This is a genomic window from Lactobacillus huangpiensis (assembly GCF_019972815.1).
Lineage (GTDB): Bacteria > Bacillota > Bacilli > Lactobacillales > Lactobacillaceae > Lactobacillus > Lactobacillus huangpiensis.
The window spans coordinates 88,584-100,201 of record NZ_BPPA01000009.1 but is presented as its reverse complement, the minus strand read 5'-3'; the positions used below and the strand labels follow the sequence as shown (position 1 = coordinate 100,201).

Genomic DNA, 11,618 nt, shown 5'->3' with positions numbered 1-11,618 from the left:
AATCAAGATGTCGTCAGTTCGAGTCTGACAGCCGGAGCGAGCAGAGAGGAAAGAGAACCTGCGGGTTCTCTTTTTTTTTCTATTTATTAAGCATAAAGTGTTAGTCTTAGTATATTAGAAAAATGTTAGGCAATGGTTAGAAAATGTGACACAGAGCCTGTTTCACGGTACAATATTAACGGATACATTTTATCTAAAGGAGGAAATCTCATGGTAGGAATTGTTTTAGCCAGCCATGGTGGATTTGCCGATGGAATTGCGCAGTCTGCGCAAATGCTGTTTGGCGAACAAGACAATTTTGCTCATGTCATTTTGAAGCCCGATGAAGGGCCTGATGATATAAGAAGCAAAATGGAAACAGCAATTACTTCATTTGGAAATCAAGATGAAGTTCTGTTAATAGTTGATTTATGGGGAGGTACGCCATTTAATCAAGCAAATGCTTTGCTTGAAAAACATCCAAATTGGGCGGTTGTTACTGGTATGAATTTACCAATGGTTGTAGAAGCACTAACTCAGAGGATGACAAATCCTGACATTACCGCTCATCAAATTGCCACGGCGATTGTTGAGCCAGCTAAGGCTGGAATTAAAACTAAACCTGCAGAATTAATGCCAAAAGATTCTACAGAAACAAAAAAGGAATCAAATTCCGAAAATAAAGAGAGTAAGAAATCTATTCCTGAAGGTACTGTTGTTGGTGATGGTCATATTAAGTTTGTTTTAGCTCGGATTGATTCCCGATTGCTACACGGACAAGTGGCAACTGGCTGGATACCAACCATGCACCCTGACCGAGTTATCGTTGTTTCTGACAGTGTAGCAAAAGACGAAATGCGTAAAAGCATGATTCGTGAAGCTGCTCCTGCTGGTGTCAAAGCGCATACTGTTCCGTTGAAAAAGATGGTAGAGATCGCTAAGGATCCCCGTTTTGGTAACACCCATGCCTTACTGCTTTTTGAAAATCCAGAAGATGTTTTAAAAGTCATAAAAGCAGGCGTTGACATTAAGACAGTCAATGTTGGCTCAATGTCCTATAAAGTAGGCGATGTCAATGCTAACAATGTATTGTCCATGAATCAAGAAGATGTTGATACTTTCCACGAACTTGCAAAAATGGGAATCAAGTATGATGTGCGTAAAGTTCCAACTGATAAAGAGGGCAATATGGAAGCTATTTTAAATAAAGCTCAAAGTTTGCTTGATGAACAAAACAAGTAAGAGAATAGGAGTAAAAAATGAACGCTATTCAAATGATTTTAGTTGTCATAGTTGCCTTTCTTGCAGGTATGGAGGGCATCTTGGACCAATGGGAATTCCACCAACCATTGGTTGCTTGTACACTAATCGGCCTGGTAACCGGTAATCTGGTTTTAGGTGTTATCTTAGGTGGATATTTACAAATGATTGCCTTAGGCTGGGCTAACATTGGTGCTGCTGTTGCTCCTGATGCCGCTTTAGCTTCAGTAGCTTCGGCTATTATTTTGGTGCAAAGTGGACAAGGAACAAAGGGTATTGGTATGGCTACAGGTATTGCGATGCCATTAGCTGTTGCCGGACTCTTTTTGACCATGATTGTGCGGACTATTTCTACTGGTATTGTGCACATTATGGACGCAGATGCCAAAAAAGGTAATTGGCGTAAAATTAATATGTGGCAATGGATTGATGTTTGCCTGCAAGGATTGAGAATCGCTATTCCGGCTGCCTTGCTGTTAGCTATTCCAGCATCGACTGTTAAATATTGGCTGGGCTTAATGCCGGCATGGCTTAGTGATGGTATGTCAATAGGTGGTGCCATGGTTGTTGCCGTTGGTTACGCAATGGTAATCAACATGATGGCTAGTCGTGAAGTTTGGCCGTTCTTTGCTATCGGTTTTGCTTTGGCAGCTATTAAAGATCTAACTTTGATTGCTTTGGGTGCAATTGGTTTAGCAATGGCTCTCATGTACTTAGCTTTAGAGTCAAAAGGTGGCAATAACGGCAGTTCAAGTTCTGATAATGAGGGTACCGGCGATCCACTCGGCGATATCATAGATGACTATTAGAGTGATATTTAAGAGGAGGATTTTATAATGGCTAATAAAAAAATAAAATTAACTAAAGCCGACCGCTTCAAAGTTATGTGGCACTCACAATTTTTGCAAGCTTCATGGAACTACGAAAGAATGCAGAACGGTGGGTACGCATATTCACTTATTCCTGCTTTGAGAAAACTTTATCCTAAAAAAGAAGATATGGCAGCTGCTTTGCAGAGACACCTGGTCTTCTTTAACGTTCACCCTTATCTAGTATCACCAATTCTAGGTGTTACTTTAGCCTTAGAAGAGGATAAGGCTAACGGAGCTAAAATTGAAGATGAAGCTATTCAAGGTGTTAAGGTTGGAATGATGGGACCTTTAGCAGGTGTCGGTGACCCTGTATTCTGGTACACTGTACGACCAATTGTTGGTGCCTTAGGTGCCTCAATGGCTATTCAAGGCAACATTTTAGGACCAATTTTGTTCTTCGTTATTTGGAACGTAATTAGGTTAGCTTTCATGTGGTACACACAAGAATTTGGCTACAAAGCCGGTTCTGCAATTACTAATGATATGTCTGGTGGTCTGTTGCAAAAGGTAACCCGTGGAGCTTCCATGATGGGTATGTTTGTTTTAGGTTCCTTGATTGAGCGCTGGGTTAACATTAAGTTCACTCCGATTGTTTCAAAGACACCTGTGCAAAAGGGTGGCTATATTGATTGGGGTTCACTTCCAGCCGGTGCTAAAGGGATTCAGCAGGCACTAATTGACCAAGCTAATGGCTTATCTTTAACCAAGTTTAAAATTACTACTTTGCAAAACAACTTGGATAGTTTAATCCCTGGTTTAGCTGGACTGCTTTTGACTTTCCTATGTATGTGGCTGTTAAAGAAGAAAGTTTCACCAATTGTAATTATTATTGCCATCTTCGTTGTTGGTGTAGTTTTGCATGTTCTGCATGTGCTTTAATCTAAAATGGTTGAATCAAGAAATACTAAAGTTGATTTAACGGCAAATGCGACTTGGTTTCGTTCGTTTTCAACATATGGTAAAGTAATGGTCGGAGATAAAGCATTTGAATTTTATAATGATCGCAATATCTCTGATTATGTCCAAATCCCGTGGCAAGAAGTTACCTATGTAGTTGCGGATGTTTATTTTCACGGACGTTATATACCACGTTTTGAAATTCGCACCCGTGCAAATGGAAAATTTATTTTCACAACACGAAATAATAAAAAAACTTTGCGCGCTATTCGTGAATATGTTCCTGCTAATAGAATGCGGCAGGCGCTGGGATTATGGCAAAAAATTAAAAGAAGAACAATGCATAAATAAAAAAGTTCCTAGACAAAATTAATTGTCTAGGAATTTTTTTACTTAATTCTGGGTTTTAATACTTATTTCTCCGACAACACCTAATTCACCAGCAACTTTCTTTTGTAAAGCTTGAATTGCTTGATCAGCTCGTTCTTTTTGATCATCAGTTACTGCTTCCATGATTAAAATCGCATTAGTAGTATCTTCGGTCAACATGGTTCTCTTGCCATCGCGCCAGTTAAGTGAACGGCACACTGCACCACTATCATCATAATAAATCACTTCGCCTGGTCTAGGAGGATCGCTTTTTTCAGCACCAAGTGGGTAAAAGTCTTCATTTCCTGTTGCTACGCCCAGGTGCATTTGACCTGCAATTTGATCAAGATCTTCACCACCACACGGAACAGCATATTCTAAAGAGACACTATTATAAATATCAACCAAAGGATTTATAGGATCAAAAGTCTTGCCCTGAGAAACTCGCTTCAAAAGAGCCTCAATTGATGCTCGTGCACCTTTTTTCTTCTTAAATTTGGTGAGCACATCTCGCCATTCGGCAACAACAGTATTGTCTTTAAATTCTTTTTCTGTTAAATATTGTTTAGCTTCTTCTTCAGCTTGATTGAGCATTATTTGATACTTTTCCGATTTGTCAGGGATGTGGTTATTAATGCCACTAACAACTAATGTGTAAATTTTTGCCTGTGGAAAAATTGACCAAAAATAGTTATCAATAATTAGTTCCTGCATGAGTTATCTCCAAAAATAAAAACACCTAGCAAACTCTACTAAGACCTAAAGAGTTCGCTAAGTGCTCTCGCCCGGTGGCGATATTTCTTAATTTTTTAAAATTTTAATATAAAAAGCCAGCAAATGCAAATACAATTATGCCATTTTTTCCTTGTGCCAAATTTTAGACAAGGTTGACAAGACTATAAAGATTAACAGTGCTGAAATCATAGAAATCCTGTTTTCAGGTAAGATTAACAACAATATGATCATTAAAATAAAAAAGATCAGTGTTATGTAGTCCAAAAAAGGGAAACCAGGCATTTTAAAATCTGTTAATTCTTGTGCTGGCGTTTTTTTGCGGTAGGAAATGTGGGTTAAAAGCATCAGACACCAGATAATTAAAAACATACTGGTAGATGTAGATGAAATAAAATTAAATGCCTCATTCCCAATAATTATAATAACTAAGGGAGCCAAAGCCATTAGGCAAGCGGATAAAGTCAAGGCATTCTGTGGCAGCTGTCTTCTCAGGTGACCAAATGTCTGGTTAAATTTTCCCTTACCGTTAAAAGTAACAGAAAATAGCAATCTGCCTGCACTGTATAAAATACTGTTAGTCGAGGAAACAGCAGCAGAAATAACCACAAAATTGATAATTGAGCCGGCATTGCGGATGCCAGTTGCAGCTAATGTCTGTACAAAAGGACTAGAGTTAGTTGCTACCTTATTCCATGGAATCACCACTAAAATAGCGATGATAGCAAGCACATAAAATAAAATTATTCGTAGTGGAACCTCATTAATAGCCTTTCTAATTGTTACCTTGGGGTTTTGCGCCTCTGCAGCAGTTAATCCGACTAGTTCAACTCCAACAAAGCTAAAGATAACCATCTGAAAACCGGAAAAGAACCCGGTGCTGCCTTTAGCAAAAAAGCCGCCATGTGTGGATAAGTTAGCAAGAGTAACGGGTCCAAAAGAGGTTTTTCCACCAGTTATTAACAAATAGGCTACTAAAATCACGAATGCAATAACGGTCACAATTTTAATTATGGCAAAACTAAACTCCAGATTGCCAAAAAGCCGTGCAGAAAGCAAATTGATAAATAATAGAATTGCTATGGTGACTAAGCCAGGTACCCATGTAGGCAAATGGGGAAACCAGTATTGAAAATATATTCCCAAGGCTGTCATTTCTGCCATACCCAGAGTTACCCAGCTGATCCAGTAGAGATAACCTGAAATAAATCCAGTGTTTTTACCCAAGTACTTTTCAATAAAATCAATATAGGTATGCTTGGATAAGTCAGAAACTATGAGCTCACCTAAAGCCCGCATTAGTAGAAATAAGAAAATACCGACAACGACATAAATTAAAATGACACTGGGACCGGCTCGTCTAATACTATTACCTACGCCTAGAAATAAACCAGTACCAATTGTCCCACCCAGGGCAATCAATTGAATATGCGCGTTAGTCAAGGTTCGTTCGTAACCAGAACCGTTATTTTCCTCTTCTTCGCTCATTAAATCACTCCAAATACTTAAAAATTAGTTACATTATTAAATTATAGCATTATACATAAGCGTATGTTTTTAACAAAACCAAAATTTCGCTAAATTGTAAATTTTGTTATGTTAAAAAGGGCTTTATTTAAAGACAAATTGTAGTATCATATATTTTATTAAAAATAAATTAAGGAGGAAGATTTAATGTTTACCATTGGCCAATTTACTGTTAATAACTTGGATATTAGTTTGGTATTACCGGAAGTCAGTCATGCGGAAGCTTTATACAAAATTATTGTCCATGACCGTGATCAGCTGGCACATTTTTTACCTTGGGCAGGTAAGATTGCGAATGTCAAAGATGAAGTTGATTTTATTAAGGCAATGCGAGTTGACACCGCTAATTATAAGAAACTGGTACTAGTTATTCTTGTCAATGGCAAACCAGCGGGAATGGTTGACCTGCACAATATTAAGTTAAAAAATGAAAGCGGCGAAATTGGCTATTGGCTGGGGCAAAAATATCAGGGTAACGGAATTATGACTCAGGCCGTTAAAAAGTTAGTAGACGTATCATTCAACCAGTTTGGATTACACAGTATTAAATTACTGGCAGATCATAATAATAAACCTAGTAGAGCCATTGCAGAGAGGCTACACTTTGAATATGTGGCCAGGCTTAAAGATGAAGTTAAGTATCACGGTAAGTTCTGTGATATGGAGTTATATATCACATTTAATTCTAAAAACTAATCAAAAAAATTGCTGGTAAAATTTACCAGCAATTTTGTTATTTGTCTTCGTATCCTTGAGGATGAGTTTGGTGCCATTTCCATGCACTTGCCATTACATCTTCAGCGCTCTCGTGTTGTGGCTGCCAGCCTAAAATAGTTCTGGCTTTGGTTGAATCGGCAACTAAACTGTCAGGGTCACCTGCACGGCGTGGTCCCATAGTATATGGAATTTCAATATTGGTAACTTTACGAGCCGCCTGTAAGATCTCTAAGTTGGAGTAGCCGTGAGCAGTTCCGAGGTTGAACACATCGGATTTATTGGTTTTAACTAAGTACTCTAAAGACAGCAAGTGCGAGTCGATGAGATCTTCGATTTGAACGTAATCTCTGACATTAGTGCCATCTTTAGTGTCGTAGTCATTACCAAAAATGGTAAATCTACCATCACCACTGACAGCACTTTTTAAAATATTAGGAATTAAATGCGTTTCCGGAGAATGATCTTCTCCGATTGACCCATCACTTGCAGCACCAGCAACGTTGAAATAGCGCAGAGCAATTGATTTGATACCATCAGCTTTATCTGCCCAACGCATGATTTCTTCCATCATTACTTTGGTTTCGCCATAAGGGCTGATCGGATTAAGCGGTGAATCTTCAGTAATTGGCAATTTCTTAGGAATGCCGTATGTGGCAGCGCTGGAAGAAAAGACGAGGTATTTTACATCGGCATCTTTCATGGCCTCTAGGAGTGCGATCATACCCGAAACGTTATTATCATAGTATTTCAGTGGTTTTTCCACAGATTCAGGCACTAAAGAATATGCAGCAAAGTGCATAACTGCCTCAATTTTTTCTTGACGCAATATTTGGCTAACTAAAAACTTGTTCTCAATATCTCCTTGGTAAAACTTGGCTTTAGAGTTGACTGCTTTTCTGTGTCCAGTGTACAAAGCGTCAAGGACAACAACATCATTATTTTGTTCAATTAATTTTTTAACAGCTACCGAGCCAATATACCCAGCACCGCCGATAACTAAAACGCGCATAAATTCCTCCAATTATTATATGGTAATGATCTTCTGTCTAAATTTTAGCACAGTCTGTTAATTTAAAAGACAATTATTGACAGTAAAATCATTTTGCAATACAGTTACTTTTAGTAAGATAGTTAGAAAGAAGTATCAAAATGATTCATAATTCCACAATTAACCAGCAAATTAATCATCGCTCTATCAGAAAATTTAAAGATCAAACACTAAGTGCAGAACAATTAAATACTTTGTACACCGTTTTTCAACATACAGCGACCAGCATGTTTATGCAAAATGCGACAATGCTTCATATTACTGATGAAAGTAAAAGGGCAAAAATCAGGGAATTGTGCGGACAAAAATATGTTGGTGCTGAAGGAGATTTGTTTATCTTTGTAGTGGATTTATACCGCAACCAACAAATTCGCCGCCAGTTAGGTAAAGATAACGGACGTGTTCATACCACTGACATTTTCTTTCAGGGGATGGATGACACATTACTTGCTTGGCAAAATGTGGCTAATGCTGTTGAAAGCATGGATCTAGGCTATGTGCCTTTAGGCACCATTAATGATCACCCGTTAAAAATGCTAGACGTATTAGACTTGCCTAAGCTGACATTTCCAGCGTTAGGGATGCAAGTGGGTATTCCTGATCAAGAGCCGCAATTGAAACCGCGCTTGCCACTAGCATTTACAACTTTTGAAAATGAGTATCCGCGTGATTTTAAAGTGGTAAACTTGAAAGACTATGACCAAGTCGTTACCACTTACTATGACTTGCGGGATGCTAATAGACGTATTGATTCTTTTACCAAGCAAATAACTGGTGACAAGTTAAACGATAAGAGAATTGATCGTGACGAGTTGCCAGAATTGTTGCACAAGCAAGAGCTTTGCCTAGATTGGAAATAAAATAAAAGTCGCGCATTCGATTGCACGACTTTTTTTGTTTTGGTATAATTTAAACGTTGTGAAAGTTGCTGATTTAGCTCAGTTGGTAGAGCGTTTCCCTCGTAAAGAAAAGGTCGCCAGTTCGATTCTGGCAATCAGCATAACAAAGGCAAATATAGCATTAAAGCCCGTTGTATCAATCTTGATATGACGGGCTTTTGCTTGTTATGAAGTGTTTTAAATAGTTGTAAATTAATGTGAAATGTTGTGGTCAGTCACACTGCTAGTCACACAATGTGAAATAAGTTGAAAATTTGTCGTTATTAATTTTTCAGGAATGAACATAACTCTTGATGTAGCAGGCTTAATTGCTTGCTTTTTTGTGTGACTGAGTGTGACTAAGGAGATATATTACTTTTTCTTTAATAATTTATCTGTTTTAGCTCGATCGCAATTTTATGTTTCTCACAAAATTAGCAGCAATTAAAGTTGTTGTAGTAATAACTAAGTAAAAAATTATTAAATCGCTAAGAATAAGGATCGCTGCTTTCCAAATATTTTTTATTTATTATGGATTCCACTAGCCTTATTTTTTGACTAAGTTATAGAGTTATACCCATGTTATGTTTATTTAATAGATTTTGATGAGCATCGTGTTCAACAATATTAAGTTAGTTATGCAACAAGTTGCTAATGAGGCTGAATTAAGTTCTAAGATAAATAGTTGGAAGAGATTTACGGAATCTCTCTAAAGATTCTTAATGTATAAACAAAATAAAAAGAGAGAGCATCATAATAAATGAATTAGTTTGATATAAAATAAAATTATAGTTTTAGCTATCTCTTAGTTCCTATGAGTAATATGAGTGTATAAAATAAATTTTGTATTTTGACCATATCAGTGAATTCTAGATCACTATTCAATGTGATAGTTTTTATACTGTCTTGATTTTTATCAATTTATTTGTGAAATTTTTTAAACAATAGCACAGTAGTTGCTAACATATTTGTACTTTTTATGATTATAAAAGCAGGCAAGTATTCCGTACTCATAGAATAGGTATATGTCACCAAAATGTTTCATTCAAATCTAAGATATATCTTTATTTTTTTGAAAATAGTTTTAGATGTTACCAGTATTTAAATTAAGCTTTATAAAATTTGTTTTCTGAAATATTAGCAATTGAGCTTCGTATGTGTTATCAGTTGTTAATAATTTCATTACAAATAATTATAAAAATGGTAAATTATATTTTATAAAAATATGAAAGTTATCATTTACTTTTTAATTAATTTAATTTATACTCTGTTAAGTATTTACTAAGGAGAAATAGATGAAAAAGAAAACAAATATAGAAAAAGCAAACATAATAAACTTATTGATAAGTGGACAAACAAATAGTTTTGGTACACAAATTTTTGATTACGCTAATCAACTTGTAATTTCAGGATTAAGTAATAACACAAATCTTTATATGGGATTGTATCAAGGGGGGGGAAGCAATAGCTGGTCTGCTATTCAATTTAGTGGGTGGCGTTTTTGCAGATAAAAAAAACAGAAAGAAATTATTAATTTATACAGATATCCTTTCAGGAATTGTAACATTGATAGTCTACTTAAACTATTCATCTAAAAAAGCTTGGAATTTAATAGTTGTAAACATAATTCTTGCAATTCTTTATTCTTTTAACAGTCCTGCATATAAAGCAATTATTAAAGATCTATTATCCAAAAAAAACATTTATAAATATAATTCGTATTCTTAATCAGTTTCTGAAGTAATAAATGTCTTGTCTCCTATACTAGGAATGATAATTATTAATGGATTTGGCTTTAAAATTGGAATGCTTATAAATTCGCTTAGTTTTTTTGTGTCAGCTTTAATTGAATGTAGATTAACACTTATAGTAAATGATAGAGCTATTGATTTAAAAAAACGAGATAACTTAATAGGTTCTTTTATAGAAGGAAGCCAATATATATGGAACAATAAAAAGTTACTGATTATCATAATTTCCAGTAGCTTAATAAATTTTTTCTTGGCAGGTTATAACTTTACATTGCCTTTTATTAATAAAATAAGTAACAGCAAAAATTTATACGCTTATGTATTGGTTGCCTCTTCAGTAGGTAATATCTTGGGTGCTTTATTGAATGGTATATCTAAAAAAAGTCTGACACCTGAAAGATATAGTAATTTCCTATTAGGTATGTCGTTAGCAACTTTACTTGTATCTATTTTCAAATTTAGTAATATATTAATTTTACTACTGATTTCATTAGCTATGCTTTGCCTTACATTTTTTAATATTCAAATGATTTCAGGTATTCAATCTGAAATACCTGATGAATTTATGGGTAGGGTTTTTGGTGCTGTTTTTACAATATCCACACTTTTTGCACCAATAGGTACATATACTTTTTCAATTTTAAATATTTTAGATTGGTCGGCTTTTATTATAATCGGTTTTGGAGAGTTTATTGTTTTTGTGCTGATGAAGTTTGGTCTTATATTTTTTAACTCACATCATTTAGATTAAGTGAAAGGATAAATAATGTTATTTTCAAATACAGTAAATGATAATTATAAAATTATTAATCACAGAAATGTGGACAAAATGATAGATGTGGAATTTTTACAAGATCTGTACAGTCAAGTTGATTTAGAAATTAATCCAGTACGGTTTAGAAATACTATTTCAATTTACAGAGATGGAATTTTTCAAGCTTATGCACCGGAAAAAGAGTGGAACTTTCTCCAGGAATATGTAGGTAATAAATTTCTTGAAAAAGATAGATCTTTTTTAATACGAAAAAATTTATTGATAAGATAACTTTTGTGGAAATTGGGCATACGGTTAGAGAAAGTCTTGATATTGAAACAATGCACAAAATAGAAGGATTTTTGAGAGTTGTTTTCAATAGACTTGGAATTGAAAGTGGAATTACACATACCGAATTTAAATTGGTAAACGATAAAATATTTCTAATTGAAACTCATATTCGTATGGGAGGAGATAATATTTCTGAAGCAATTAGTCTTGCAACTGGTGTAAATGTTGATGATTTAATTATAGATGAAAGTATTGATAAGCAATTGCCTAATTTCTGTCCTCAAAAAAATATACCAGTTTCGATTTGGTTTGCTCTACCCAAAAAAGTCGGTTATCTTAAGAAAGCAGAGTTTAAATGTTCTAAAACTGCTAATATACTGGATGAAGATATATTAATCTCTTCGGGCACCTTTTTACCTAAATTGCATAGTTCTTTTGAAAGAGTAGCTGTAGTACTAGCTACCGGAACTAATAGAGAAGATTCGTTAGACAATGCCCGAAAAAGAGTTAAAGAGTTAGTAACGACTATTGAAAAGAAATAGT

General features: G+C 35.3%; 14 protein-coding genes and 1 tRNA gene. 12 read left to right on the top strand and 3 right to left on the bottom strand.

What is annotated here, in order from left to right; genetic code table 11:
- The first annotated feature begins 210 nt into the window (after positions 1 to 210).
- The 4 genes from LDM90_RS07970 to LDM90_RS07955 are packed head-to-tail and all read left to right on the top strand — an operon-like array spanning position 211 to position 3,359.
- On the top strand, positions 211 to 1,221 hold the full coding sequence (locus LDM90_RS07970; protein WP_223897423.1) for a PTS sugar transporter subunit IIB: 1,011 nt from the start codon (positions 211 to 213) through the stop codon (positions 1,219 to 1,221).
- Positions 1,222 to 1,238: 17 nt separating this feature from the next.
- Positions 1,239 to 2,048, top strand: coding sequence for a PTS mannose/fructose/sorbose transporter subunit IIC (locus LDM90_RS07965; RefSeq protein ID WP_034980532.1), 810 nt, complete (start codon positions 1,239 to 1,241; stop codon positions 2,046 to 2,048).
- 27 nt (positions 2,049 to 2,075) lie between these two features.
- The gene (locus LDM90_RS07960; RefSeq protein WP_223897425.1) at positions 2,076 to 2,990 is read left to right on the top strand and encodes a PTS system mannose/fructose/sorbose family transporter subunit IID; all 915 of its coding nucleotides are present in this window, start codon (positions 2,076 to 2,078) and stop codon (positions 2,988 to 2,990) included.
- 6 nt (positions 2,991 to 2,996) lie between these two features.
- Complete coding sequence (locus LDM90_RS07955; RefSeq protein WP_223897427.1) at positions 2,997 to 3,359, top strand: DUF956 family protein; 363 nt, start codon at positions 2,997 to 2,999, stop codon at positions 3,357 to 3,359.
- A gap of 42 nt (positions 3,360 to 3,401) precedes the next feature.
- Here LDM90_RS07955 and LDM90_RS07950 read toward each other — a convergent pair whose 3' ends face one another.
- Together LDM90_RS07950 and LDM90_RS07945 are read right to left on the bottom strand one after the other, a co-directional pair.
- Positions 3,402 to 4,091: a B3/B4 domain-containing protein gene (locus LDM90_RS07950; RefSeq protein ID WP_223897429.1), complete on the bottom strand. Its 690-nt coding sequence runs from the start codon at positions 4,089 to 4,091 to the stop codon at positions 3,402 to 3,404.
- Between the two features lie 135 nt (positions 4,092 to 4,226).
- Positions 4,227 to 5,597: an amino acid permease gene (locus LDM90_RS07945; protein WP_034980552.1), complete on the bottom strand. Its 1,371-nt coding sequence runs from the start codon at positions 5,595 to 5,597 to the stop codon at positions 4,227 to 4,229.
- A 186-nt stretch (positions 5,598 to 5,783) separates the two neighbouring features.
- On the opposite strand from LDM90_RS07945, the gene LDM90_RS07940 reads away from it, so the two are divergent.
- Entirely contained in the window at positions 5,784 to 6,332 is a 549-nt protein-coding gene (locus tag LDM90_RS07940; protein ID WP_223897430.1) for a GNAT family N-acetyltransferase, read from the top strand.
- Positions 6,333 to 6,369: 37 nt separating this feature from the next.
- Here LDM90_RS07940 and galE read toward each other — a convergent pair whose 3' ends face one another.
- A complete protein-coding gene (gene galE / locus LDM90_RS07935) occupies positions 6,370 to 7,362 on the bottom strand; it encodes a UDP-glucose 4-epimerase GalE (RefSeq protein WP_223897437.1) in 993 nt (330 codons plus the stop codon).
- A 140-nt stretch (positions 7,363 to 7,502) separates the two neighbouring features.
- Between galE and LDM90_RS07930 the strand changes: the two genes are divergently transcribed.
- The 7 genes from LDM90_RS07930 to LDM90_RS07900 all read left to right on the top strand — a co-directional run bounded on the left by LDM90_RS07930 (position 7,503) and on the right by LDM90_RS07900 (position 11,617).
- Complete coding sequence (locus tag LDM90_RS07930; RefSeq protein ID WP_223897439.1) at positions 7,503 to 8,261, top strand: NADPH-dependent oxidoreductase; 759 nt, start codon at positions 7,503 to 7,505, stop codon at positions 8,259 to 8,261.
- Between the two features lie 67 nt (positions 8,262 to 8,328).
- Positions 8,329 to 8,401 (top strand) — tRNA-Thr (locus LDM90_RS07925).
- A 1,173-nt stretch (positions 8,402 to 9,574) separates the two neighbouring features.
- Complete coding sequence (locus LDM90_RS07920; protein ID WP_122025688.1) at positions 9,575 to 9,790, top strand: hypothetical protein; 216 nt, start codon at positions 9,575 to 9,577, stop codon at positions 9,788 to 9,790.
- Entirely contained in the window at positions 9,768 to 10,007 is a 240-nt protein-coding gene (locus LDM90_RS09515; protein ID WP_223898773.1) for an MFS transporter, read from the top strand. Before LDM90_RS07920 ends, LDM90_RS09515 begins: the two co-directional genes overlap by 23 nt.
- A 24-nt stretch (positions 10,008 to 10,031) precedes the next feature.
- Entirely contained in the window at positions 10,032 to 10,781 is a 750-nt protein-coding gene (locus LDM90_RS07910) for an MFS transporter (protein ID WP_223898771.1), read from the top strand.
- 78 nt (positions 10,782 to 10,859) lie between these two features.
- On the top strand, positions 10,860 to 11,075 hold the full coding sequence (locus tag LDM90_RS07905; RefSeq protein WP_223898769.1) for a hypothetical protein: 216 nt from the start codon (positions 10,860 to 10,862) through the stop codon (positions 11,073 to 11,075).
- A gap of 5 nt (positions 11,076 to 11,080) precedes the next feature.
- A complete protein-coding gene (locus tag LDM90_RS07900; RefSeq protein WP_223898767.1) occupies positions 11,081 to 11,617 on the top strand; it encodes an ATP-grasp domain-containing protein in 537 nt (178 codons plus the stop codon).
- The last annotated feature ends 1 nt before the right edge of the window (position 11,618 follow it).

Bases quoted from the DNA above. Each gene is read 5' to 3' on its own strand.
- LDM90_RS07920 (WP_122025688.1), top strand. From the start codon at position 9,575: ATGAAAAAGAAAACAAATATAGAAAAAGCAAACATAATAAACTTATTG.
- LDM90_RS07970 (WP_223897423.1), top strand. From the start codon at position 211: ATGGTAGGAATTGTTTTAGCCAGCCATGGTGGATTTGCCGATGGAATT.
- LDM90_RS07955 (WP_223897427.1), top strand. From the start codon at position 2,997: ATGGTTGAATCAAGAAATACTAAAGTTGATTTAACGGCAAATGCGACT.
- LDM90_RS07965 (WP_034980532.1), top strand. From the start codon at position 1,239: ATGAACGCTATTCAAATGATTTTAGTTGTCATAGTTGCCTTTCTTGCA.
- LDM90_RS07940 (WP_223897430.1), top strand. From the start codon at position 5,784: ATGTTTACCATTGGCCAATTTACTGTTAATAACTTGGATATTAGTTTG.
- galE (WP_223897437.1), bottom strand. From the start codon at position 7,362: ATGCGCGTTTTAGTTATCGGCGGTGCTGGGTATATTGGCTCGGTAGCT.
- LDM90_RS07960 (WP_223897425.1), top strand. From the start codon at position 2,076: ATGGCTAATAAAAAAATAAAATTAACTAAAGCCGACCGCTTCAAAGTT.
- LDM90_RS07950 (WP_223897429.1), bottom strand. From the start codon at position 4,091: ATGCAGGAACTAATTATTGATAACTATTTTTGGTCAATTTTTCCACAG.
- LDM90_RS07905 (WP_223898769.1), top strand. From the start codon at position 10,860: ATGATAGATGTGGAATTTTTACAAGATCTGTACAGTCAAGTTGATTTA.
- LDM90_RS07945 (WP_034980552.1), bottom strand. From the start codon at position 5,597: ATGAGCGAAGAAGAGGAAAATAACGGTTCTGGTTACGAACGAACCTTG.
- LDM90_RS07930 (WP_223897439.1), top strand. From the start codon at position 7,503: ATGATTCATAATTCCACAATTAACCAGCAAATTAATCATCGCTCTATC.